The sequence below is a fragment of the Scytonema hofmannii PCC 7110 genome (assembly GCF_000346485.2).
In the GTDB taxonomy this organism is placed as follows: Bacteria; Cyanobacteriota; Cyanobacteriia; order Cyanobacteriales; family Nostocaceae; genus Scytonema; species Scytonema hofmannii.
The window spans coordinates 6489349-6511969 of record NZ_KQ976354.1 but is presented as its reverse complement, the minus strand read 5'-3'; the positions used below and the strand labels follow the sequence as shown (position 1 = coordinate 6511969).

The 22621-nt window shown below is 40.6% G+C and carries 25 protein-coding genes; 9 read left to right on the top strand and 16 right to left on the bottom strand.

All coding sequences use genetic code 11. The features are described from left to right. Positions 1–50 precede the first annotated feature (50 nt). Complete coding sequence (locus WA1_RS27120; protein WP_017749961.1) at positions 51–1127, bottom strand: TIR domain-containing protein; 1077 nt, start codon at positions 1125–1127, stop codon at positions 51–53. 575 nt (positions 1128–1702) lie between these two features. Between WA1_RS27120 and WA1_RS60310 the strand changes: the two genes are divergently transcribed. Then, on the top strand, positions 1703–1900 hold the full coding sequence (locus WA1_RS60310; protein ID WP_017749960.1) for a hypothetical protein: 198 nt from the start codon (positions 1703–1705) through the stop codon (positions 1898–1900). A 303-nt stretch (positions 1901–2203) separates the two neighbouring features. Beyond that, complete coding sequence (locus tag WA1_RS27110) at positions 2204–2446, top strand: hypothetical protein (RefSeq protein WP_272819239.1); 243 nt, start codon at positions 2204–2206, stop codon at positions 2444–2446. Between the two features lie 355 nt (positions 2447–2801). Here WA1_RS27110 and WA1_RS60305 read toward each other — a convergent pair whose 3' ends face one another. After that, a complete protein-coding gene (locus WA1_RS60305; protein ID WP_017749958.1) occupies positions 2802–3362 on the bottom strand; it encodes a hypothetical protein in 561 nt (186 codons plus the stop codon). Positions 3363–3610: 248 nt separating this feature from the next. On the opposite strand from WA1_RS60305, the gene WA1_RS27100 reads away from it, so the two are divergent. Continuing rightward, a complete protein-coding gene (locus tag WA1_RS27100; RefSeq protein WP_017749957.1) occupies positions 3611–3847 on the top strand; it encodes a hypothetical protein in 237 nt (78 codons plus the stop codon). 78 nt (positions 3848–3925) lie between these two features. Here the strand turns inward: WA1_RS27100 and WA1_RS27095 are convergent, their stop codons facing one another. The 7 genes from WA1_RS27095 to WA1_RS27065 all read right to left on the bottom strand — a co-directional run bounded on the left by WA1_RS27095 (position 3926) and on the right by WA1_RS27065 (position 13912). Then, complete coding sequence (locus tag WA1_RS27095; RefSeq protein ID WP_017749956.1) at positions 3926–5458, bottom strand: N-6 DNA methylase; 1533 nt, start codon at positions 5456–5458, stop codon at positions 3926–3928. A gap of 6 nt (positions 5459–5464) precedes the next feature. After that, positions 5465–6121, bottom strand: coding sequence for a type II restriction-modification system restriction endonuclease (locus WA1_RS27090; protein ID WP_017749955.1), 657 nt, complete (start codon positions 6119–6121; stop codon positions 5465–5467). A gap of 396 nt (positions 6122–6517) precedes the next feature. Beyond that, complete coding sequence (locus tag WA1_RS27085; RefSeq protein ID WP_017749954.1) at positions 6518–8140, bottom strand: hypothetical protein; 1623 nt, start codon at positions 8138–8140, stop codon at positions 6518–6520. Positions 8141–8168: 28 nt separating this feature from the next. Further along, positions 8169–9974: a hypothetical protein gene (locus WA1_RS27080; protein ID WP_017749953.1), complete on the bottom strand. Its 1806-nt coding sequence runs from the start codon at positions 9972–9974 to the stop codon at positions 8169–8171. A 428-nt stretch (positions 9975–10402) separates the two neighbouring features. Further along, positions 10403–11023 carry a S9 family peptidase gene (locus tag WA1_RS27075; RefSeq protein ID WP_017749952.1) on the bottom strand — a complete coding sequence of 207 codons (621 nt, stop codon included), beginning with the start codon at positions 11021–11023 and terminating at the stop codon, positions 10403–10405. A 297-nt stretch (positions 11024–11320) separates the two neighbouring features. Beyond that, positions 11321–12313: a DUF4351 domain-containing protein gene (locus WA1_RS27070; protein WP_066613039.1), complete on the bottom strand. Its 993-nt coding sequence runs from the start codon at positions 12311–12313 to the stop codon at positions 11321–11323. 606 nt (positions 12314–12919) lie between these two features. After that, positions 12920–13912, bottom strand: coding sequence for a DUF4351 domain-containing protein (locus WA1_RS27065; protein WP_017749949.1), 993 nt, complete (start codon positions 13910–13912; stop codon positions 12920–12922). Between the two features lie 320 nt (positions 13913–14232). Here WA1_RS27065 and WA1_RS60300 point away from each other — a divergent pair, with 320 nt between their 5' ends. Next, on the top strand, positions 14233–14490 hold the full coding sequence (locus WA1_RS60300; RefSeq protein ID WP_272819238.1) for a hypothetical protein: 258 nt from the start codon (positions 14233–14235) through the stop codon (positions 14488–14490). A 2-nt stretch (positions 14491–14492) separates the two neighbouring features. On the opposite strand, the gene WA1_RS27055 is transcribed toward WA1_RS60300, so the two are convergent. Together WA1_RS27055 and WA1_RS27050 are read right to left on the bottom strand one after the other, a co-directional pair. Continuing rightward, positions 14493–15983, bottom strand: coding sequence for a glutamine synthetase family protein (locus WA1_RS27055; RefSeq protein WP_017749947.1), 1491 nt, complete (start codon positions 15981–15983; stop codon positions 14493–14495). Between the two features lie 35 nt (positions 15984–16018). Further along, positions 16019–16285: a hypothetical protein gene (locus WA1_RS27050; protein WP_017749946.1), complete on the bottom strand. Its 267-nt coding sequence runs from the start codon at positions 16283–16285 to the stop codon at positions 16019–16021. 30 nt (positions 16286–16315) lie between these two features. On the opposite strand from WA1_RS27050, the gene WA1_RS27045 reads away from it, so the two are divergent. Continuing rightward, positions 16316–16582 carry a hypothetical protein gene (locus WA1_RS27045; protein ID WP_017749945.1) on the top strand — a complete coding sequence of 89 codons (267 nt, stop codon included), beginning with the start codon at positions 16316–16318 and terminating at the stop codon, positions 16580–16582. On the opposite strand, the gene WA1_RS27040 is transcribed toward WA1_RS27045, so the two are convergent. After that, positions 16577–17344, bottom strand: coding sequence for a DUF4058 family protein (locus WA1_RS27040; protein ID WP_017749944.1), 768 nt, complete (start codon positions 17342–17344; stop codon positions 16577–16579). The genes WA1_RS27045 and WA1_RS27040 overlap by 6 nt on opposite strands. A gap of 159 nt (positions 17345–17503) precedes the next feature. On the opposite strand from WA1_RS27040, the gene WA1_RS27035 reads away from it, so the two are divergent. Together WA1_RS27035 and WA1_RS27030 are read left to right on the top strand one after the other, a co-directional pair. Further along, positions 17504–18301 carry a PhzF family phenazine biosynthesis protein gene (locus tag WA1_RS27035; RefSeq protein ID WP_017749943.1) on the top strand — a complete coding sequence of 266 codons (798 nt, stop codon included), beginning with the start codon at positions 17504–17506 and terminating at the stop codon, positions 18299–18301. 14 nt (positions 18302–18315) lie between these two features. Next, complete coding sequence (locus tag WA1_RS27030) at positions 18316–19044, top strand: class I SAM-dependent methyltransferase (protein WP_017749942.1); 729 nt, start codon at positions 18316–18318, stop codon at positions 19042–19044. A 5-nt stretch (positions 19045–19049) separates the two neighbouring features. On the opposite strand, the gene WA1_RS27025 is transcribed toward WA1_RS27030, so the two are convergent. The 4 genes from WA1_RS27025 to WA1_RS27010 all read right to left on the bottom strand — a co-directional run bounded on the left by WA1_RS27025 (position 19050) and on the right by WA1_RS27010 (position 21189). After that, entirely contained in the window at positions 19050–19418 is a 369-nt protein-coding gene (locus tag WA1_RS27025) for a hypothetical protein (RefSeq protein ID WP_017749941.1), read from the bottom strand. Positions 19419–19476: 58 nt separating this feature from the next. Next, positions 19477–19845, bottom strand: a complete 369-nt coding sequence (locus tag WA1_RS27020; protein ID WP_017749940.1) for a pentapeptide repeat-containing protein — start codon at positions 19843–19845, stop codon at positions 19477–19479. Next, positions 19827–20147, bottom strand: a complete 321-nt coding sequence (locus WA1_RS27015; protein WP_017749939.1) for a hypothetical protein — start codon at positions 20145–20147, stop codon at positions 19827–19829. The genes WA1_RS27020 and WA1_RS27015 overlap by 19 nt, the downstream gene beginning before the upstream one ends. Positions 20148–20328: 181 nt before the next feature. Then, positions 20329–21189: a lysophospholipid acyltransferase family protein gene (locus WA1_RS27010; RefSeq protein ID WP_017749938.1), complete on the bottom strand. Its 861-nt coding sequence runs from the start codon at positions 21187–21189 to the stop codon at positions 20329–20331. 683 nt (positions 21190–21872) lie between these two features. Between WA1_RS27010 and WA1_RS27005 the strand changes: the two genes are divergently transcribed. Both WA1_RS27005 and rpsU read left to right on the top strand, forming a co-directional pair. Next, positions 21873–22187: an RNA recognition motif domain-containing protein gene (locus WA1_RS27005; protein WP_017749936.1), complete on the top strand. Its 315-nt coding sequence runs from the start codon at positions 21873–21875 to the stop codon at positions 22185–22187. Between the two features lie 125 nt (positions 22188–22312). Then, a complete protein-coding gene (rpsU, locus tag WA1_RS27000) occupies positions 22313–22507 on the top strand; it encodes a 30S ribosomal protein S21 (RefSeq protein ID WP_017749935.1) in 195 nt (64 codons plus the stop codon). Positions 22508–22621: the final 114 nt, after the last annotated feature.

The window sequence follows — 22621 nt, the reverse complement described above, 5'->3', positions numbered from 1 at the left end:
ATAGCATAAATAAATATTTAAATTCCAGTCATATTTAATACTGTTACATACTAAATATTTTTGTTTAATTCCTCCTTCACAACTTTAGTGATTCCTCTAGCGATTTCTGCAAAAGCTTGGTCTCGATTTGACCAGCCTGTAACAGGCTGTGCATTTTTGGGTAATGCTTGTAACTTTCCAAAGGGCGCTGTGTGCCAATCGACCTCCCGCAAAATAATTGGAATCACACGGGCTTCTCCTGCTTCATGACGTTGCATTGCTCGTTCTAATTCCACACTCCAGCAAAATTCGGAATATAGAAAATCAGCACTAATAAGTAGCAAAATAATCTGAGCAGAATTTAACTGCTTTTCAATCTCACTTTTCCACTCACCTCCTGCTGTGATATCACGGTCATACCAGGCTTTAATCACTTTCTGTCGTTCTAGAAGTTTAAGATGCTTTGCCAATTCATTCCGCAAGTCTTCATCCTCATGAGCGTAAGAAAAAAAGACATTTATCGCCTGATTCTCTGATTGAGACAAAGGTTCTGGTTGAACAGCAATTGGCTGCTCCCCAATCTCGGTAGCTTCTGACTTCTTCAGCAAAACAGGTGTTGAGTGTTCTTTAATTCCTGCCATTTGAATAGCACTGCAACCAAGTTCATAGGCAAACTCAAATGGGTATCCTGCCCCCAAGGCATCGTAAAATCCTACAGCAAACTCAATCGCCGCTTTATCGCCAATTTTCCGACTCATGCCCACGACAGATTTAATATGTTGTGCGATCGCCTTTGCTTGCACCTCTGAATAACAGCCATTAAGCACCACACATTCAATCTTATTGGCAAAAAGCCTAAACAATCCTGCTAGTGCATCTCCACTGACTAACTTCGGTTGTCCAACTTCATCCTCAAAGACTAATCCCTCTTCCCCCGCACCATGTCCGGAAAAGTGAACAATTTGTGGCTTATGGTCTAGCAACGCCCGTTGGATATCTCTTGGACGAACTGCCACTTGTTGCTCTAGAGTGAACCGATCCCGCTCTTGAGCACGTCGTAACCCTTCTGCAATATCTCGTAACTCTTTATCTAAGCGCAAGCGTACAGTACCTTCTGGGTTTGCGGCTAGAATAAGCACTTTTTGCATAAAAACCTCAACTTATGGAAATTTTAATGTTTTAACTAAGAAGAAGATCAACATAGAGTCTATAACCCCTGTTAATTCTCCAAGCACGAGTTTTGTTGTATGCACGGGGTATGTATATTTCTATTCATGGAAAAGACGCTTTGCGTCTGGGTGACTATATTCTTGAAAAGTGTTAGAAAAGTTACAAATTAAGAAAAAGTAATGTATAACAAGAGTTGAGTACTTGCTTACATAGTAAATGGTAGATACACATATTGTCTTATCATTTTTGCTATATAGAGGGCTGTGGCTCGACAAAGCAATTGCATCAGCACGAACTTTTAAAAAATCCGTGCCAATAAACGTCGCTAAAAACGACGCAATAGCGTAAGTCAAAATACACTAGTTAAGCCTAAACTAGATAGCAAAACACAAAAAACGCTTTTTGTGCTTTCCATTAATTATTAGGTGCAAGCAAGTTTTGATTATGCAGTTACATAATAATTCATGCAAAGGCGTGAAGGCAAGGCAGCTTGTTGCAGAAATTTTGTTCGTTTGAGTACCTGCCATCGCGAAGCCACTTTTTGTGTCTTTGCATGAAAATTGTGGTAGATGAATTATTGTCTAAAAATATTACGTTGTATGAAGATTCTTACCTTCTTGGTAACTTGACCATAGGAATCGATATGACAAGAGATTTTTCTGCGATTAGCGATCGCGTTCCTGATTCAGTAGTCCTAGCCAGGGTTTCAGGTGGAACGACTTCCAATACGCCAAACACAACCGAACCTTGAGAACCATCGGGATTGGTCAGAAGCAAGGAACGAGGGGATCTGACCAACTTAACCCTCAAGGTACTCAAGCGGGTGGGGAGTGTCAATAGCTTACCTTCTTGGTAACTTGACGATCGCTGTTTTGGGAAAAACTTTTTGGTTTACTGATTAAGACTTTTCGCCCGCTAATTCACGCCACCTGACTTTCGTGTAAGCTACTGATATGAGATAGATTTATCTCCATGAAAGTAAGCGGCAACGGGCAAGGCAAAATCTTAACCGCAGATTTCACACTAAGTAGAGAAAGGCAAAGTTAATGGAGGAATGATGAACGCTTATAAAAAATATATCACCATTACAGACCCAAAGCAAGTGATATTATCTGATTTACCTTTTCAGGCGGGACAGCGAGTAGAAATAATTATCTTACCTGAGGATAACCCAAGAGCGGAAATTAGTAAAAAACTGAGAGATTTATTTGAAAAAACACAGTCGCTTCCTGGAGTACAAGATATTACCTCAGCAGAAATAGCAGCAGAGATTGAAGCTTACCGACGCGGAGAATGAAAGTTATTATTGATACGAATGTTTGAGTTTCTGCTGTCCTCAAAGGTAGAGTACCAAGAGCAGTTATTCAGTTGATTTTTGATAATCCAGATTGTGAATGGATTGTTTCTGAAGAAATTGTAGCGGAATATAAGATATTTCACGGTTGTCCAAAGTTTTGTGTAGAGCGCAGGTAAATTATTTACCAGTGACGGGTCATTAATTCTGCCGATCCACCCATTGAAAAGTTCTTGAACCGTAATCACTGTAACTGCAATTTGGTGTTGAGCAGCGTTTGCGATAACTAAGGGATGATTGTACAGAATTAATGAAACATGGTCAGTATCCAAAATATGTAGAGACACTAAAACTCCCTTTACAAATAATAAGAAGGGTCAACTTCAGATTCATCATTACTATTTCGCTCATCTCGAATTGTCTGCATAATTTCCTGAAAATCTAAATCGTCTTTGAAAACACCCGCAAATTTTATCCAAGCAGGTTCTGAAGCCTGAACTGGCACATCCCACGAGATTGTTTCAATACGCTTAAGCCCTTCTAAAAATGCAGCTTTAATTTGGGTAATAGCTTCTTCTCTGTTTGGTGCTTCTACTCGACAGTCGGGCAACTCAAATATAGAAGCAGCAACTTGTCCTGTGGCAAGATTTTCTAGTAGAATTGTTACCTTCAGATTTGCGGATGGTTGGGACTGCGATACATTTAGTGTCAACATTTTTGAAATACGACCCTTAAGTGCTGTTCCTATTGTATAGAAAAGTCTCAGAAAAAACTGATTTTGAGGAAACAGATTTGTAAAATTTTGAATTTCCTGCAAAACCCGTTTGCTCTCTGCTTCTCTCACTTCATTTAGTCCATCTAGCAGCAGGAACAGCTTACCTTGATTGAGCAGTTGTTCCACAGCAGTTAAATCAACCAACTGATTTGTCTCACTGGTTCCCCAATTAAAGAGAGATGCTAAAACCCAGTTTTGACTTTTGTATTGGGTGCAATGCCATATCTAGCAAACAGTTGAATGAAATACTCTAATAAACTAGGCTGGTTGGGTGCTTCAGCAAAGTCCTTCTTTGTACAATTCAGAGCGATTTTGTGGGAAGCTTCCTGATTCTTCAAATACCAAATACAATAGTGTTAACAACAGTCCCATAATACTAATGGAGGGCAAAAATGCGTCTTACGATTGCACGGCTCAAAAAAATGATTGAGGATGCGGAAGCAGCGCACGTTTCCCCCGCTAGGATAGAGGCTTTACGGAAGGAATTGGCTGAACTTGAGTCTGAAGCATTACAGAGTCCAGCACCTGTTAGTTTTGTGGAAGAAGACGAGCATAGCATTCGAGTTTCTACAGCTCCTTTAGGTAAGGACGAGTTTAAAGGAGTTCCACGCAAACCCTTTAAAGTATAGTACGCGTTTAGGAAGTGGCTTCCGTATCGCTAGAGATGAAGACGAATGTTATCGAGCCAGTGGGTTAAATTTATAGATTTAGTTTATAACCAAGTTAAGGCTCAATTGTATTGAATTTGAAAGTTGCTGACTGGATTTGTTTGAAGTGTAACTATTATACTCCTCTTCTCGATTCAAAACCCGTGCGAGCAAACGTAAATTTAATCGCTTGAGCAATTCAATAGTTATTGGTCGTTTGTCACTCCAGAAAATCATTGACTCTAAAAACTCTCTAGCAGGTTGTGAATTCAATAGATTAACAAGAAAATCAGCTTCAGATTGTGACTGACACGGTAAAAAGTAAACCGTATCATCAAAGACAACAGGTTGATTATCAATTAAACCGACTGTCACAAAGTTAAGAGTTTTATAAAACCCTGAGATAGCTACTTTCCAAGGTGCAAAAGTATATTCCCCTATGCCAAAAACAGAAAACTCTGGACGATTCCGATAAATAGAACTGCGGCGCTTTGATAAATCTTGTCTATAATTTTGAAGATAGTTCCAGATATGAGGAGCATCTAACTTCAAGTGAGTTGTATCTTCTCCCATAGAACGTTGTGTCACAAGAACATATTTTCTACAATTGGACAAACGACTATTACCGATATCTGAACTTTTTAAAAGAGGATAAACCCATTCTTTCTCTAGATAAAAAACAGCACTATATCCGTTACTGTATTTATCGACTGAACGTTCTAGTTCCATGACATTAGAACAGTCATGTTTCAAGCCAGAACGCCAAATATAATCTGAATTCTTACTTCTCAAATGAGACCAACGCTTATAGTTTATGACATTGGAAACAAGTGTATTATCATGATACCCTATAGTTGGTAATGGTTTTTGCTCTAACAAATCCTCAAAAACCTCACAAGTAGTCGATAACTCTCTATCTCCAATTTGTAAGATGAATAGACAGGCATCTACAGAAGCGTTAAAGTATTTCAGTGAATCTATTTTATATATTTGGGCGCGGATAATCCTATGTTTATGCTGCCAGACATAATTCAGAATTTTTCTAGCAACTGACATTTTGCATAACATAGCAATTGTACCAGTCCGTTTTCTCAGCCACTCCAAATGCTGTAGTAACATCCATTCAGAAATATCAAAATTACTTTTACCTGTTAAAGCATCGTATCCACTTTTTTCTTGAAAATTTGTTTTTTTGGGTAAATTGAAACTTTTTAATACTCCTAAATCGGAATTGGTAACCCAAGGAGGATTACCAAGAATCAGTATTGGGTCGGGCAATGTTTTGAGAATTTCAGCCCAATTTAAGCTAAAAAAATTACCATGAATAATATTTATAGGTAAAGAATTTTCTTCAATCTTGGTCATGAGGTGATTCAAATGCTCTTGATTTATATCAACCCCAAGCAATTTAGTACGATTTGAAAATTTTTTACAAGCTGCCAATAAAAAGGCTCCACGTCCACAGGTTGGTTCTAAAACTGATTGGGGTGCTATTCCTAATCTCTGAATCAGCTGAGTTACCTCTATAGCTAAGTCTTCTGGTGTTTGAAAATCACCAAATTCCCATATATTTTTAGCTTTCTGTTGTACCATGTCACTTTATCTTATTTTAAAAATCCCGCTAATCTCTCCTGCTTTCTGTATAACACGACTGTATTGAAGCCGCCATTGGAAAGCATTTGATATTGTTAAATAACCTTGTTCGGGAGGATTGTTAAGTAACTCCTCCGCAATATTACGTGCTTCTATCTCATCGACAGGTAGATTGCGATCCATTATGAAGGCAACTAAGTCGTCAGAATTACCATCATTGGCAAGAATATTCAGGATACCACGAGTCATCTGATAATCAGCAGTACGGCTTGGCTCAACAAAGATAGTATGGCACATATCTAACCTACTAGTTCTATACTGATGGTCATCTGTCTTTTCGTAAACAAAAATTAGCAGCCCATATCCAAGACCAAAAATTTTTTGCCGAGCCGATCTAAATGGACATGAAGACTGCGGTTGTCGGATGCTTGTAACTTTTATATCTATATTTAAATCCGGAAAATCTATTCCAGAAGCGGAATTTCCCAGTCCAAACTCATATGACAAAGCCAAATATGTCCGAAATTTTTGTTCCAGATAAGTTCCAACTGCTTTTCCATCAGTAACACCAAACAACGATGGTTCATCGTAGGTACTTTCTACCTCAGCAAACTTAACAGCTTCCTCTATAAGTAAATCAACTGTCAGCAATGGCTTCACCATATATAGCACTCCTATTTGAGTTTTAAAATTATTAACCGCAAAGACGCAAAGAGCGCGAAGAGAAGAAAGAATTTTACAAATGATTTAGGATTGCTATAACTCACTTTTCACTATATGACTTAAGTAATCGGACAGAAATAATTACACATTAGATTCTAGTAGTCTGTCACATTAACTTTGATGGGTTGAGCAATCTTTAAATTCTTCTTCTCTTCCTCTTAACTTTGCGCTCTTTGCGTCTTTGCGGTTTTTTATCTAACCCCTCACATTCAAAGTGGCGAACTATTAGTGTTTGACTAATTATGAGATCTGCAAGATCCCCGACTTCTTCAAGAAGTCGGGGATCTGACCAACTAAACCCTCAAGGTACTCAAGCGGGTAGGGAGTGTCAATAGCCTACCTTCTTGGTAACTTAACCATAGGAATTGATGTGACAGGAGACTTTTCTGCGCTTGCTGATCGCGTTCCTGATTCAGTAGTCCTAGCAAGAGTTCCAGGTGAAACGACTTCCAATAAGCCGAACACAGCCGGACCTTGAGAACCATCAGGATTGGTCAAAAGCAAAGAACGATCGCCTAAGGGTGCATTGGGTGCTGCTGTAATAGTCAGGAAGAAAATTTGTTCCCCGTTTTGGTCTTGAAAATCTACTTTGGTCGCTGTGATTCCGGGAGCACCTGTCAACGCAATGGTAGCATCGCGATCGCTATTAAACGCAATCAGCACGACATTTTCCACTGTTGTTCCCGGCTCAATTCGCATCTTAAGGTTACCACGAGCAGCTGCATTTACCAACTCTAAGTCTCTTAAAAGAAATGGACGTGGTAGTGGCTGTTGTGCAAAACCCGCACATTGAAAAGATTCTGGTGGTGTTATTTGTGGCAAAGGTAACCCAGCCAAGGCGATGTCAAACGTTTGTGTAATCTGAGAGCCAAATTCAATATTAAATCCATTAATGGCAATATCACTGACCGTAAAGCCTTGGTCTTCTGGTACCTCAAACACTGCATGGAGAATAAAATCCATATCCTCTCCATTTTGCCGCCGGCGACCTCGAACAACCTTCCAATAGTCAGATGGCTGAGCGTTTGCAGGAGCATTTAAGGGAAGTTGGTAGGTGTCAAAACTTGGTTCTTGAATATAAAGTCCGACTGGGTTCTGTAAAGAAATCCTCACGCCAGAACCTGGTTGTCCGGTTCCACGTACCAATGCGTTGACCGACGCTCCAATGGTCGGATCGCTGTTACGGTTTGGAGTGCCATACTGACTGCAGTTGATGAGCTGGTTTTTATCAGTAATGGGGTTCCCTGCTGAATTTTGTCGCAGAACCGTGGCTTGTCCTGCAAGAAAAATCTCAGCACTCAGAGCATTGGGATTACTGACTAAATGAACGGCTCCATCGGTTGTCGTGCTATTCCACTTGTTGCGATCGTCATAGGCTGGTCTTCCAGTTTCTGGGTCAATAATAGGTTCTCCATTATCGTTCCGTAAGTAAAGGTCTTCCAGTTGCACTTGCGCTCCGACTAACTCTTGGTAAAGCCTCAGCACAATTGCTGGCTCGATATCCCAAAGGGTGTACCAATATTCTCGGTTCTCGCAAGTAAACATGACTTTGGTAATTTTTCCCTCGGAGTTGCGGGTGACACTCCATTCACAATATTCGTCTTGCCATCCACGGGGTCCTCTGGGATTATAGTTAGGATCTGATGGACCTTCATCTGCAAACTGCCACTGCGTGCGCTGTCCTACATTGGGAAATGTAATTAAGATTCTGTTTGGAAATGCTGTCCACTTGATAACTGCTCCTTTTATGCCTTCGGGAATGTCTGTGTTGAGAGGGTTGTAGTATTGGGTTAGGGTAGGTTGATTTACAGAATCCCACGGGTCGTTTTGTAAGGTCTGTTCTGTATATCGATTGATGTTACTATTCCAACGACTGCGGAAGGCTTTCTCTTTCTCTTCTTCACCAGAGCGGAAATCATTTTGATTTGCAGGTGGATTGAATTGAGGTAGTTTGGGCATTTTTTGACTCCTATTATCGAGTAGTACACTACTGGGGTAGATCGGTTTGAGGAAGCAGCAGGCTAAATTCTTGGAGGTTTTTGATAGTTGGCCAAGATTGAAACTGCGATCGCCGTTTAACAGCAAGTCGCATCAGTCGATCTAAGCGTTCTGATTCAGAAAGATTGTTAATTTCGTCTAGATAAGTCTGAATTCGCTGCTGCACAGATGTCTTCCATTGGTCATCAGGTAGATTCCAAGTGAAAAGAAATTGTTGTTCGCTAGAACAGGTGTCCCAATTCGCAGAATCGCAGTCTGGTTGACTGGCGGCTACAGCTTTAACTTTGTTTGCAAACTCGTCAGGTACGCTACTGACTCCATTGATGATAGTACCTGTTGTCATCGGCTCGGCATACTGCTGCAAACTGGTTCGCTTCTCTGAAAAAACTGGATTTTGGAAGTCAACCATTAGCAGTGAAGCAATAAATTTGTCAGTTAAAATTTTTGCAGAGCGCATTTGGGTCAACAGGAACAAATCCTCTGCTGATGGTACGGGGACAAAAAAAGCAAAGTAGGTGGAACCATCTTGCTCATATAATGGCGAACCATCCGGTTTTTTAAAGTCAGATTGAACCAGTTTGAAGTTATGAATTTTTAGGTAATTGTCATAATCATTGCGTTTAAACTGAATAGGCTGAATAGTATAATTGAGGTTTAGCGCTGTTCTTAGGGCTGAATCCCAGAGGAAAAAGTCATTGGGAATTCCTGAGAGATCGCTGTTGGCTGGACTGGTATTTGCTCCGTTACTTTCTATATTGGTAGAGGTAAGATTGATGGTAGTATTGGTGGTGAGGTGACGCAACATCTTGTTGACATCAGTGAGACGAATAGTTCCTTCTTCGTTTTTTACGCGATCGCGCAGCCAATTTTGGTGGTAAATTTGGAATCCACTTCTAATAACTCGCTCGAGAATCTCAGCACCGTTAAGATTCTGAAATATTTGCTCTTGAGCAACAGCGATCGGTACGTTCAAAGGCGATATTGTTGCACGTTGGGAATGCCAATTGTTCCAAGGAAACGCCAATTCTTTCATAATCACCACACCGTTGTGGTGACAGTCGAAACACCCATGTCCCATAGTCTGAGGTGCTTGTGCCATAGGTGAGTCGCCAGCCCAAACCCATACCCTAGTCGGAATATCTTTGATTTCGCCTACTTGTTCCCGAAATTCATAAAAGTTGTATCTCTTCGCTTGAGCATTCCATGAAATCACTTGCAGGAAACTAGAATCTCCTCCCGGTGGTGCATTGAGCAAAATCTGAGCACTGCTTGTTGGACTTGTTCCCCAGGTAAGGACGTAACGCAGGTTACGCGGTGCTTCCCGTGAAACAACTGTCGTTGGAATTTGGCTACCTTCTCCCAGCAAATAGTTGGCTTGTTGGAGATTTAACCCAGAGTTGGAAATTTCAGTCACAATGGCATCAACACTGTCTGGAAAAATACCTTTGCGAAGAATAGCTGCGGCGAAAGGATCGTTAAGATTCTCCCCAATTTCCTGTTCGGTCATGGGTGCTACACACGAGTCTGTTCCATCTATGAAACGAAATATCTTGCCAGATTCTACTGGAGCACAGTTTGTGTTAGTTTGTGCAATGAGGGTTTGTTCTTGGGACGTGAGAACTTTTGAGTGTTTTTCTTTAGAACTCCTTGATTGAAAATGACTTATTGCGAATTGTTTTTGTGTTGCCGCCAAAGCTTGGGCTGGGAGTGAATGATTCAGAAAGTACGAACTTCCTGATACAAACAGTATGAACGCGGTGAGAATAACAAGTTTTGCTAAACCAATCTTGGGCATTTTTTCCTCACCTTCTTTTTTCGTTCAGTTAAGTTGGGAAAGCTTTCTTTATATATTTAAGTGCTAGCAAAAGCGACTTATGCAGTTGAGCTATAGCGGTTCTCACTTGAATGAAGTACAGATTTATCCGCGTTCGTCTGCGTTCGTCTGCGGTTCCATAACTTTTTTATGTTCGGGTGATGACTTATAATAAAATTTATTAACGCTCGTTGGGTTGAGGCGATGGCGTTACCCAACAAACTCTGCACTCATGTTGGGTTGAGGCGATGGCGTTACCCAACAAACTCTGCACTCATGTTGGGTTTCGTTCCTCAACCCAACCTACGAATATTATAAACGTTTAACCGAACATGATATAATGATCCCGCGTAGGCGGGCTTTGTTTGTATAGCCCCACATTTCCAATGTGAGAAATCCGAGGAAATTTGTTAAGAAAGATTTTCAATTTCTACAGGTTCAACTGGTTCAGCTAATTCAAAGCCAAAAATTCGTGAGTAGAAGTACAGTTCTCCATCCAAAGCACGTTTGATGTTCTGAGCATTGCGGAAGCCATGCTGTTCGCCAGCAAATGCAACGTAGGCTACAGGCAAACCTTTACGTCTTAGGACTTCGACCATGGCTTCTGATTGGTTGGGTAGAACAACTTTATCTTCTAATCCTTGAAAGAAGATTATCGGACAGGCAAGACGGTCTGTAAAATGGATTGGCGATCGCTCTTGATACAGCTGACGTTGTTGTGGGTATGGACCTATGAGACCATCCAAATACCGCGACTCGAATTTGTGCGTATCCCGTGCAAGAGCTTCTGTGTCACTGACTCCATAGTAGCTTGCTCCTGCTTTAAATGTATTTCGGAAAGTTAAGGCACACAGCGTTGTGTAACCACCTGCACTCCCGCCAGAAATTGCGAGGCGATTTGCGTCTACTTCCCCTCGTTCCACTAAATAAAGCGCACCACAGACACAATCGTCAACATCCACAATTCCCCATTCACCATTTAGCTTTTGTCGATACTCGCGACCGTAGCCCGTACTTCCACGGTAATTCACATCCAGAACTGCTGCTTGAAAGAAGCATTCCTGTTAATTTGGGTATTAATTCTGAGTTAGAACTTTTGAGCGATATTGAGAACGCTTAACTATTTGGTGAAGATTGAACGGAAAAAATAGTGAAATCAAAAAGTACAGTACAGTCAACGGTTTAGTGCGGGGGAGTCAGAAGCAATGGCGATCGCTAGTATTCTTTGACGAAAAGTACGATCCAACTCGATCGAGTGACTGTTGCTCTAAGCAAGCTATCAAATCCCAAACTTCAGTAAAATCCAATAATGCCTCCCCCAATGTTTTTTATGATTCTATAACTAATGGTCTATCTTGTAACCATTGTTCTAGATCGGCTACAGTAGAAAAATCCAGCAATGCTTCTGCTAATTCTTCTAACTGTTGGACAGGTAATTGACGAATTTGCTCAATTAATGGAGCTTCCATATCACCAAGACGACGATTGAGTTGTCGTATGATAACTTTTTGCTCACCTATTATTTTGCCTTCTTCTCTACCTTCTTCTCTACCTTCTTCTCTACCTTGTTTCCTAGCCAGTTGTACGGTTGGACTAACCAAAGCCATTTTCCTTTCCTCCTCAAAGCGATCGATTTTGGCAAATAATGTTGTTTGTAGCTGTTCGGGCAATGTCATCATTGTATCTATTATGTCAAACAGTTTAGCAATTTGCTGTTTTGTTAAACCCTGCTCGTAAAGTCCACGAATTAATTGCCATTTCCATTCTTCCCGTTGGAGCAAATTACTGGTGGTTGCTTTAGTTTTTAAGTGTGCCATCGTGATGATGGCAAATGGATTCCTACTTGATTCTAACTCATGCCAACGGGATTCATAATCCATGAGCTTGACCGTGGGAAATGTGAGACTCAATGAGCAATCTAAAATAGATTTAGCATAACGGTTAGGTCGCCATGTGGGACTATCGTCACCTAAAACTGCTAGACTCACAACAAACTTATCATAAAGTTCAGCAGCACGGTAATTATAAGTGTAAATCCGCTTTTCAAACTGAACATCATAATAACTTTGCATCTCTATATGGATGAGAATCCACGCTTCTTTTTTATCTAGCAACGCCACTTTATAAAGCTTGTCAGCCACTCCATCTAAAGTTTCTGCTGAAGCTGTAATACTGTGCAGTTCTTTATCGAGTGACTCCGGAGCTTGTGTCCAATCAATTGCTCTGTGTATTGAGGGAAAGAAGAAGGCTAAGAAGTCTTCAAAATATTCGTTTAACGCTTCTTTCCATGATTTATCATAATTGGCTCTGACTTCAACCATTTTTCTCCTACAAAATGTGATTGACTCGGAAAAATTTAGTGTTGGGTTAACTTGTTAGTCAAGTATTTGACTAGCTTTAATAAACCCAACAAGTGGGATCTAACTCTAGGGGATTTTAGTGTCAATCGACCAATATTTTATTTTAAATTTATAAGTTCAATTTTTATCTATTCTGATGGATGATCGTGTGAGCTATGATTAAAATATTGCCTAATGAGTATACAGAAATGGCATTGGAAGCATATCAATTAGGTAAAATCAGCTTGAGTAAGTTAGCTGAACTATTAGAAATTACTTTGGAAGAAGCATTCCTATGAATTGCTTGCAAGAAGCATTCCTGTTAATTTGGGTATTAATTCTGAGTTAGAACTTTTGAGGAATATTAAGAACGCTTAATAATTTGGTGTGAAGATTGAACGGAAAAAATAATGAAATCAAAAAGTACAGTACAGTCAACGGTTTGGTGCGGGGGAGTCAGAAGCAATGGCGATCGCTAGTATTCTTTGACGAAAAGTACGATCCAACTCGATCGAGTGACTGTTGCTCTAAGCAAGCTATCAAATTCCCAACTTCAGTAAAATCCAATAACGTCTCCCCCAATCCTTTTTATGATTCTATAACTAATGGTCTATCTTGTAACCATTGTTCTAAATCGGCTACAGTAGAAAAATCCAGCAATGCTTCTGATAATTCTTCTAACTGTTGAACAGGTAATTGACGAATTTGCTCAATTAATGGAGCTTCTATCTCACCAAGACGACGATTGAGTTGTCGTATGATAACTTTTTGCTCACCTATTATTTTGCCTTCTTCTCTACCTTCTTCTCTACCTTCTTCTCTACCTTGTTTCCTAGCCAGTTGTACGGTTGGACTAACCAAAGCCATTTTCCTTTCCTCCTCAAAGCGATCGATTTTGGCAAATAATGTTGTTTGTAGCTGTTCGGGCAATGTCATCATTGTATCTATTATGTCAAACAGTTTAGCAATTTGCTGTTTTGTTAAACCCTGCTCGTAAAGTCCGCGAATTAATTGCCATTTCCATTCTTCCCGCTGGAGCAAATTACTGGTGGTTGCTTTAGTTTTTAAGTGTGCCATCGTGATGATGGCAAATGGATTCCTACTTGATTCTAACTCATGCCAACGGGATTCATAATCCATGAGCTTGACCGTGGGAAATGTGAGACTCAATGAGCAATCTAAAATAGATTTAGCATAACGGTTAGGTCGCCATGTGGGACTATCGTCACCTAAAACTGCTAGACTCACAACAAACTTATCATAAAGTTCAGCAGCACGGTAATTATAAGTGTAAATCCGCTTTTCAAACTGAACATCATAATAACTTTGCATCTCTATATGGATGAGAATCCACGCTTCTTTTTTATCTAGCAACGCCACTTTATAAAGCTTGTCAGCCACTCCATCTAAAGTTTCTGCTGAAGCTGTAATACTGTGCAGTTCTTTATCGAGTGACTCCGGAGCTTGTGTCCAATCAATTGCTCTGTGTATTGAGGGAAAGAAGAAGGCTAAGAAGTCTTCAAAATATTCGTTTAACGCTTCTTTCCATGATTTATCGTAATTCGCTCTGACTTCAACCATTTTTATTTTACCAAATGTTATTAACCGGAAAAACTTTAGTGTTGAATTACTCAAAACTTCCGGGGATGGAACAATACAATTCAAAGTGTCTTCAAATAGAGCCGGCTTCAGCTGATAATTGAATTCATATTCCTGATAATTATGTAGATGCTATTATTACCGATCAACCTTACTATGATTCTCTTCGTTATGCTGAAATTTCAGACTTTTTCTATGTTTGGTTGAGAGCAAATTTATTAAATATCTTTCCCGAATTATTCTTTAATGAACTTACTGACAAAGACAGAGAAGCGATCACAAATCCAGGACCCTTTCGTAACATGGGAGTATCCCCGGAAGAACTCGCCAACCAAGACTATGAAGCAAAAATGGCGATGGCGTTTGCTGAATACCATCGCGTCTTGCGCGACGACGGCGTAATGACAGTGCAATTCAACCACAAAGACTCCGGTGCATGGGATGTCTTAGCCAAATCTCTTATTGATGCTGGTTTTGAGATTACCGCATCTTGGGCTGTCATTGCCCAACCTACAAAGATTCGTATCCGAGCAGTATTGCGAACAGAGGAATTTTGTTGAGTTCAGAACAACTCAAAGTATTCTCTTTGTTCCCAGTCAGTCACCTGCTTTAAAGACTCCTCTGGAGCCAATTCAGCCACAGCTGCCAAAAAGCGGTTAATCTCGCTCTCTTTAATTTTTATCATAAAGTTAATAAACTGCTGTCCCATTTTTCTGTTGAAAAGTTCGCTTTGCTTCAGATATGCGATCGCCTCTATCAAACTTTTGGGTAATAGAGGATTTTCTGCTGTAAACGGTTCGTGTGTCGGCGAACCAGGGTCAAGTTTGAGATCTACACCATCGAACCCAGAAATCAATTGCGATGCCATGTAAAGGTATGGATTGGCTGCAGGTTCTCCTACTCGGTTTTCGATGTGAGTCGTGGGATCGCCAAAGCCGCCTTGTACTCGAATCATTGCTCCTCGGTTTTCCAGCCCCCACCCTGCACGGTCAGGAGCTAAGGAATTAGGCTTATACCGTCTGTAGCCGTTAATTGTAGGAGTTGTGAAAACAGAAGCAGCATTGGCGTGTTTGAGAAGACCCCCAACGAAGTGTTTGCCTAGATCTGACATCAGTGCTGTTGAGTCGGGTGACATCAAAGCATTCTCGCCTGTGGTTCGGTCTACAAGCGATTGATGCAGATGCCAACCGTTAGAAGAACACCCTTTCAAAGCAGGACGAGACATAAACGATGCCAGATAACCTTGTTGACGGCAGATTTGCTTGGTTGCCATGCGGAAGATTATCATCGTATCCGCAGCTTGCAATGCTGGAATGGGGTCAAAAGTGAATTCAAATTGACCGGGACCCCCTTCGTTTTCTACACTCCTTAAAGGTAATCCCATTGCCACAAAGTTCTCTGCCAGAATTTGCAGCAAATCGTGAATCTCTGGATTGTGCGATTCCAAAAGGTATTGGAAGCTATGCTCAACAGCACTAACTTTAGGGGATTCACCAGGGTGTCCAGGAGTACCAACGTGAGAGATGTCCAACATTGGATCTTCCAACTTTGCCAGATACCATTCAACTTCCAAGCCGACAATGTACTCTAACCCTCTCTGATGTAATTCTGCCAGGGATTGCCGCAAAATGCCTCGACTCGAAAGGGGCATTACTCTACCATTTTGAAAATACAGATCGCATAAGATAAAACCAGTGCGTTTTGCCCAAGGCAAGATGTGGAAGGTATGAGGATCGGGAACAGCTACAAGATTTGGCGCACCTGTCATCTCTTGCATATCTAGGCTACCACCGGAAACGAAGGGATTAAACACCAGGGTGCCTCCAGTATCAAAAAGGAATGTCCCCGTACTGATTTGCATTCCGTTTGAGAGTGCGTTGAAAAATGCTTGGGGTAGCAACGACTTACTACGAACAATGCCATGCTGATCTTCCCAAGCGGTGCGAATCAACAATAGGTCGCGTTCCTTAACAATAGATTTGATTTGCTCAGATACTTCTTTTTGGGCTTCTGTCCACAAGTTGTGACGCTCAATAAATCCAGGTTTTTTCATAAAAACTCGCGCTTGGGTGTGGAAAATCACGGCTTCTACTTATGTCGTTTAAGCCTCAAGGCTGCATCTTCTTTGCTTCTCCCTGCACTCATCCCAATAATCGTCCGCGTTACAAACTCCAAATCCTGCGGGACTGGATGCAGTGGTAAACATTCCACCACATGATGTAAGTCGCGATCGTAAAAACCAAATCGCCAAATTTCCCCAGTCGAAACCGCACCGTACAAAATCGAGATCTCACTTTCTATCCAGCGATCGAGCGCAATCAATTCAACGGCAAGTTGAGTAAAACCTTTGGTCAAATCCGATTGTTTTGCTTCAATAATCAGAAGATGACTGATGTAGACGATGCTGAAGATGCAGTTATTGCTGGGTTGGAATCTTTTTTTGAACCACCAGAAACTATCGAACAGTTTTTCACATCCTCAACAATTTTAAAAGCCAGTGGCGTGGAGTTTGAGAGAAAAGGTAAGGGGATTTGGCAGATGAATTACAAAAGGCAGAATTACACGGTTACTTTTTCCCCCAGTATTTTTGATGAAATGCCTTCACTGCGATTCATGAATTTTGGCGATCCCTTGTTTGAAGATCTGTTATGAAATTTCTGAAACCCAAACAGCGTCTTCGGCTGAAAGTGGTGGTTTAACTGGTTGAGAATAATCGATCGCTAAATCGAATCTTGCTCGTTCGTATATCTCGTTGAGCAATCTCTGCAAGTCCACCACTGGCTCAGGATCTTGCTCGCGTAAAGGGACTGGAAATGTAGGGATGGGGTCTCTTAGTCCAAATACGTAAAGGTCTGCATCAGGTCTGCAAGAAGCGCGACTTACCAAAATGCGGTAGCCCATTCCTGGATTTGCCAAAATTGGCATAGGCTCTCCTCCCCGCAGTAGGTCAATTTCTACTAAACTAGTTGCTGAACTCAGGATTTTCTGTCGTTTGCTTTCATAAGCTTCTCGACCTTCCTTAGAACGTTTATTTTTAGGTGAGAGAATTTCTATGACAGAGACAACCTCACCTGTTTGGGTCAATTTGACCTCTAAGAATCGTTCCGTTACTTGTTCTGGTATTGGGACTTTTATTTTGACTGGTTCGGCTAATTTGGTAGTCGTGCGTGTTGTCTCAGTACTGACTATCCCCTTATAAGAGACAGCCACATCAGCAATTCCAACAAGTACCGAGTCTGCAATGCTGGTGTAAACCCGCTCTTCAATGGCAACTCGGTATTTGGGAGCAATTTGAGGGGTAATTTCATCTGCAACTGCCACAATCGCTCGGTTGTGGACTTGATGCCACAATTCTGGCTGTTCCAGATATGGATTCATTCCCGGAAAAGGATTTTGCGCGATTTGTTTTACCATCTCTCTTTCTACCAAACCTCATGCATTATTCATCAAATCTCAGTCTTAAAAATTTAAAATTTACTGCTTTGAACTTGTGAAGTACTACATCATAATATTATTATTGTAACTCACAATTAGATTACTTGACGGTAAAATCATAGCTGTTAGAACAAACCTATGGGACAAGCAATTACTCAAGTCGATGCGTTCACTCACACACCTTTTGCTGGTAACCCGGCAGCTGTCTGTGTTTTACCCGCACCTCAATCTGAGGACTGGATGCAAAAAGTTGCGCAGGAAATGAATTTATCTGAAACCGCATTTTTGGTAAGGAAAGAAGACGGTTTCCATTTGCGTTGGTTTACGCCCACAACAGAAGTTCCGTTATGCGGTCATGCAACTTTAGCAAGCTCTCATGTCCTTTGGTCGGAAGCTCATTTATTACCAGATGAAATTGCTCGGTTTTATACCAAAAGTGGGGTATTAATTGCTAAAAAGTTGGGCAGTTGGATTGAACTTGATTTTCCTGTCAATCATTCTGAAGTCACTACTGCTCCTTCAGAATTAGGAGAAGCTTTGGGTGTTCCTTTAAAAACAGTTTTGAAAAATTCTTTGGGTTATTTAGTAGAGGTAGAGTCTGAAGAATTAGTCAGACAATTACAGCCAAATTTTGACTTACTGAAAACTTTACCTGTTGCTGATATTATTGTAACTAGTTCAACAAATACAGATTCAGAGTATGATTTTGTTTCTCGCTTTTTTGCACCAAGCTTGGGAATTAATGAAGACCCCGTGACAGGTGCAGCCCATTGTTGTCTTGCTCCTTTTTGGCGCGATCGCTTACAAAAAAATGAGTTTTTGGCATATCAAGCATCCAGCCGTGGTGGAATATTAAAGGTTCGGTATGAAGGAGGCGATCGCGTTTATTTAGCTGGACAAGCAGTCACGGTTTTGCGCGGTGAATTACTATTTTGAGGTTGGATTTCAAGATGTGGTACAAAGAAGACCTTGCATTTATTCACGATGTTGGTTTCAGTGATTATGCTCTAAAATCCGCACCTGGGATATTGAAAATTTTAAAAGAAAACAACATTCAGGAAGGTTTAATAGTAGACTTAGGTTGTGGAAGTGGATTATCTGCACAAGAGTTTGTGAGAGCTAATTATCAGGTTTTTGGAGTAGATATTTCTGAATCAATGATTGATATTGCACGAAGAAGAGTTCCAGAGGCAAAATTTCAAGTTGGTTCGCTATTTCAAACCGAAATTCCACCATGTCATGCTGTGACTTCCATTAGTGAATGCCTTAATTATCTGTTCGATCCAAACAGCGATCGCAAAAGACTCCCTTATCTCTTCAGTCGCATATATAATGCGTTAATTCCAGGAGGTGTCTTCATCTTTGACATTGCAGAACCAGGACAAGTTACACAAGAAACCACAACTAAAAACTTTATCGAAGGAAAAGATTGGATTGTACTGGTTGAAAAGGAAGAAGATCGAGAGCAAAAAATATTAACTCGTCGAATTATCACCTTTCGCCAGGTGGGAGAACACTACCGACGGGATGATGAAGTACACCGTCAGCAATTATATGAGACTGAATATGTTACCAGAAAACTTAGTCAGGTAGGCTTTGAAGTTCAAACAATGCCAAATTATGGGGAGTATAATTTGCCGTCAAATCATACGGCATTTATTGCCAAGAAACTAATATAAATCAACTATATAGTAAGAGAAACCCGTTTTTCCAAACGTGTTTGTAAGTCTGCTAACAGTGATTCGCCACTACGTTTAGCTTCCCAAGGTCCAAAATCCCACAGTTTTATGCTCCACTGTCCTTGCATATAATCTTCATTTTCTGAAATTGTGCCAACATAAGTCACTGCTTCGGTTGAGGTGGTGAGGTAGCGTTTGTTAAAACTGATACGACGCCCAATCACCTCACCCGTTAACTGAGCTTCTCCTAAAGAACTGTCATCCAAAATATTCCCAGTCACAGTGTTACCACCTTGAATAAGTGTCATTTCAAAACGAGTGGGAATTTCTTGCTGCCAATATGTTCCAAGCCAAGTACCGCTAATGTCTGTCATGAGATTATTCCACAACTTACCTCTTATTGTGCTTGAACTACTAGCGTTAACATCAAAATTATAGCTTTTTCATGTTTTTACTAACAGGGTCAAAACCTCTAGAAAAGCGAGTACTGTCGTCGTAGCAAGCTCCACTTAGATTAGCTCCATACAGTTTGGCATGATTTAACCTAGCTCCCCTGAGATTAGCTTCATGTAGGTTTGCACCGCTTAGGTTAGCTCGCGTTAAGTTTGCTTTAGCTAAGTTGGCTCCTCCTAAGTTTGCTCCCCATAACTTGGCTTTCGCGAGGTTAGCCGCAGTTAAGTCTGCTGCAAATAAATTGACTCCAACTAGATTAGCTTCTATCAACTTAGCCTCGCTGAGCTTGGCTGTGGGAAAATCTCTCTCCCCTGCTGCATAACGCTGCTTCAGTTCATTTGCATCCATGTTATTTTCACCCTCACTAGCAAACAACAAGCTATTTGTTCCCACTCTTGGGTTAGACTTTCTTTTGATTCTGGTTGATTGCTCCGTCTATACCAATAACGAGCATTACTGAGATCCCGCTCTTTACGGTGCAAGTAAGCGTGAATCCACGCACTATCTGCATCATTAGCATCTTGTACTATTTCATGCGCCTTATTCCAGTCGCCTTTTTTGTCATACCAAAGGGCTTGTAAAGGTTTTGGTAGAAACTCCGGGCATTTTCGCTCTTGCTCCAATAGCTGCTTAAATTCTTCTATAGTCATGATACACACCCAAAAAATCTCACGCTTATTCTTCCAAGATACTTGTAAACTTGTTCATAGCCTTACATTTTTTGGTTAAAAAGTTGCTATTCTTTTATTCTGCCTTGAAAGTTTCAGGGAGCGACAACTTAAATTTCACAAAAAGCACTTGAAATATTTCCGTTAGGGCTACTTCCTTCATCTAATTCCCCTTATCTTCTTTCTCCATCTGTACATCCTTTACCAGACGATCCAAGTCTTGCTGCATTTGGGTGTGAACTAAATGATAACATTCAGCTACATAATTGCGATCCTTAGCAGCTTCTTTGCCATATTTCTCAAACATGATTGGCGGACAGATACGAGTGTGAATTTCTACGGGTAAAGGAAAATTAGGTAAAGGACCAACAGATAAACCCCAAGGCAAACCCAAGTATATGGGAAACACTTTTGGATCTATATCCAACAACCATGGTAATCCCCACTGGTTTAACTGTTGTACTACATGATAGAAATCTCCTAGAATAATCAAAGTATCATGAGCACCTACAGATATAACGGGAATAATTGGAACTTCTTTTTGTAAAGCCAGTTTGATAAAACCTTTATTGTTGGCAAAATGAATTTTATATCGCTGGCTGTGAGGACGAAACATATCGTACTGTCCTCCTGGATAAACTAAAACACTGGCATTTCTGTCTAAGGCAGCGATCGCCATTTTAGGATGAGCTATAATTGCCCCAGCTTTTTCAGCTAGTTCGGAGGTGTATGAGCCGAGCTTCCAAGCATATGCGTGCATTAAACCATACACTAAACGTTGAGTTCCAAATCGGCGGAACCAATCATACGCCATCATGTGTAAATCGGGAGAAGCCATTCCACCGTTGTGGGAGCCTACTAGCAATACCTTTTCTTGTACTGGGATATGATGCCAGCCATCGGTTTTCACGCGGAAGTAATACCGATAAAACCATTCCCACACTGGCATTAATGACTCAATAAATTGCGGATCTCGCTTGTCTAGAGACCAACCTGGTAAAGATGTATTTTCTTGATGAGCCATAAATTAATAGAGGATCGAGGCTAGAGGTACCCAACATATTATATTTGGTTGGTTAAGATTTACTTTCCAAATATATAGAAAATACCCTTTTGAAATTTCAGTGTCTGTAATGTTATAATTTTTACGTCATCGCTCCAAAAATCTGAGGATTGCGATCGCCTAACAACAATTATTCTAACTTGCTATAATAAGGGACATTACTCAATTTGACAGTACTATAAAAGTTTCGTACATATTTTTCTGCCGTAGCTGGAAAAACATAACATTAGGATAAACGCTTAGCAGTAGGTTTTTGGACTTTATAGATAAGCTGTGAAATCCTATATTCTAAAGAATTAGAAAACAGAATAACTAACTGTCAATCCTATTTACCAAACATATAGAAAGATGGCTCATTTGTCACTTGGATAACAATTAAAACTATGATAAACACTCGGTATGGGGCCATGGTAAGAAATAGTTCATTACCCATTGCCCATTGCCCATTGCCCATTGCTCATTTTTACATGATTGCTACTTAAGTCGTTTTGATAAATTTCGCAAATATTGAGTAACTTACTTGTAAAGTTATGCTATCCTGTATTTCTAGGGTTCTATTCGGTTATGCACTTTGTTTTTAATACTATGGCAAGCGTATCTCCGAATCTAAAATCTCTACACCTTCTGATTCTGGAGATAGTCTAATGTCGATTTATGTTGGTAACTTATCCTATGAGGTAGAACAAGATGACCTCAGACAGGTTTTTGCTGAGTATGGAACGGTTAAGAGCGTTCAGTTGCCTACAGATAGGGAAACAGGTCGTGTTCGCGGGTTCGCTTTTGTGGAAATGGGAACAGAGGCAGAAGAAGCTGCTGCGATTGAGTCCCTAGATGGGGCTGAATGGATGGGTCGTAATCTCAAGGTGAATAAAGCCAAGCCCAAGGAAGATAACAGAGGTTCATTTGGTGGTGGTGGTAGACGGGGAAATAATGGTGGTGGATACTCTCGCCGATACTAGAGATTTGAGACAAAAGTCTGTTAAACTCTAAGGTCACTTGGGCGGGCAAAGAGTCTGCCCTTTTTTGTCCTTATAATTATGATATTACATTGCTTTCCACCATCCAAAATGAAGTAGGAGATAGAATGACCCAAATAATTGTGGGCGAAAATGAAGGGATTGAGTCAGCTTTACGCCGATTTAAGCGAGAAGTTTCCAAAGCAGGAATTCTCCCAGATTTGAAGAAAAATCGTCACTTTGAAACACCCTTGGAAAAAAATAAGCGTAAAGCTCAAGCAGTGGCAAGATCCAAGCGGTATAAGAGACGCATGCGTACTTAACTAACGATTGGGGATGAGAGAAGTGTTAACTTCCCTCTCTCTATTGCTAGACCAAAAACTTTTATTAAAAAATCTTATACATTTCGAATACGCCAATACAAAAAGACGTAAATA

What these genes read in the sequence shown, in the direction of transcription:
- WA1_RS27120 (WP_017749961.1), bottom strand. Translation starts at nt 1,127, where the DNA reads ATGCAAAAAGTGCTTATTCTAGCCGCAAACCCAGAAGGTACTGTACGC.
- WA1_RS60310 (WP_017749960.1), top strand. Translation starts at nt 1,703, where the DNA reads ATGAAAATTGTGGTAGATGAATTATTGTCTAAAAATATTACGTTGTAT.
- WA1_RS27110 (WP_272819239.1), top strand. Translation starts at nt 2,204, where the DNA reads ATGATGAACGCTTATAAAAAATATATCACCATTACAGACCCAAAGCAA.
- WA1_RS27100 (WP_017749957.1), top strand. Translation starts at nt 3,611, where the DNA reads ATGCGTCTTACGATTGCACGGCTCAAAAAAATGATTGAGGATGCGGAA.
- WA1_RS27095 (WP_017749956.1), bottom strand. Translation starts at nt 5,458, where the DNA reads ATGGTACAACAGAAAGCTAAAAATATATGGGAATTTGGTGATTTTCAA.
- WA1_RS27090 (WP_017749955.1), bottom strand. Translation starts at nt 6,121, where the DNA reads ATGGTGAAGCCATTGCTGACAGTTGATTTACTTATAGAGGAAGCTGTT.
- WA1_RS27085 (WP_017749954.1), bottom strand. Translation starts at nt 8,140, where the DNA reads ATGCCCAAACTACCTCAATTCAATCCACCTGCAAATCAAAATGATTTC.
- WA1_RS27080 (WP_017749953.1), bottom strand. Translation starts at nt 9,974, where the DNA reads ATGCCCAAGATTGGTTTAGCAAAACTTGTTATTCTCACCGCGTTCATA.
- WA1_RS27070 (WP_066613039.1), bottom strand. Translation starts at nt 12,313, where the DNA reads ATGGTTGAAGTCAGAGCCAATTATGATAAATCATGGAAAGAAGCGTTA.
- WA1_RS27065 (WP_017749949.1), bottom strand. Translation starts at nt 13,912, where the DNA reads ATGGTTGAAGTCAGAGCGAATTACGATAAATCATGGAAAGAAGCGTTA.
- WA1_RS60300 (WP_272819238.1), top strand. Translation starts at nt 14,233, where the DNA reads ATGGGAGTATCCCCGGAAGAACTCGCCAACCAAGACTATGAAGCAAAA.
- WA1_RS27055 (WP_017749947.1), bottom strand. Translation starts at nt 15,983, where the DNA reads ATGAAAAAACCTGGATTTATTGAGCGTCACAACTTGTGGACAGAAGCC.
- WA1_RS27045 (WP_017749945.1), top strand. Translation starts at nt 16,316, where the DNA reads ATGACTGATGTAGACGATGCTGAAGATGCAGTTATTGCTGGGTTGGAA.
- WA1_RS27040 (WP_017749944.1), bottom strand. Translation starts at nt 17,344, where the DNA reads ATGGTAAAACAAATCGCGCAAAATCCTTTTCCGGGAATGAATCCATAT.
- WA1_RS27035 (WP_017749943.1), top strand. Translation starts at nt 17,504, where the DNA reads ATGGGACAAGCAATTACTCAAGTCGATGCGTTCACTCACACACCTTTT.
- WA1_RS27030 (WP_017749942.1), top strand. Translation starts at nt 18,316, where the DNA reads ATGTGGTACAAAGAAGACCTTGCATTTATTCACGATGTTGGTTTCAGT.
- WA1_RS27025 (WP_017749941.1), bottom strand. Translation starts at nt 19,418, where the DNA reads ATGACAGACATTAGCGGTACTTGGCTTGGAACATATTGGCAGCAAGAA.
- WA1_RS27020 (WP_017749940.1), bottom strand. Translation starts at nt 19,845, where the DNA reads ATGGATGCAAATGAACTGAAGCAGCGTTATGCAGCAGGGGAGAGAGAT.
- WA1_RS27015 (WP_017749939.1), bottom strand. Translation starts at nt 20,147, where the DNA reads ATGACTATAGAAGAATTTAAGCAGCTATTGGAGCAAGAGCGAAAATGC.
- WA1_RS27010 (WP_017749938.1), bottom strand. Translation starts at nt 21,189, where the DNA reads ATGGCTCATCAAGAAAATACATCTTTACCAGGTTGGTCTCTAGACAAG.
- WA1_RS27005 (WP_017749936.1), top strand. Translation starts at nt 21,873, where the DNA reads ATGTCGATTTATGTTGGTAACTTATCCTATGAGGTAGAACAAGATGAC.
- rpsU (WP_017749935.1), top strand. Translation starts at nt 22,313, where the DNA reads ATGACCCAAATAATTGTGGGCGAAAATGAAGGGATTGAGTCAGCTTTA.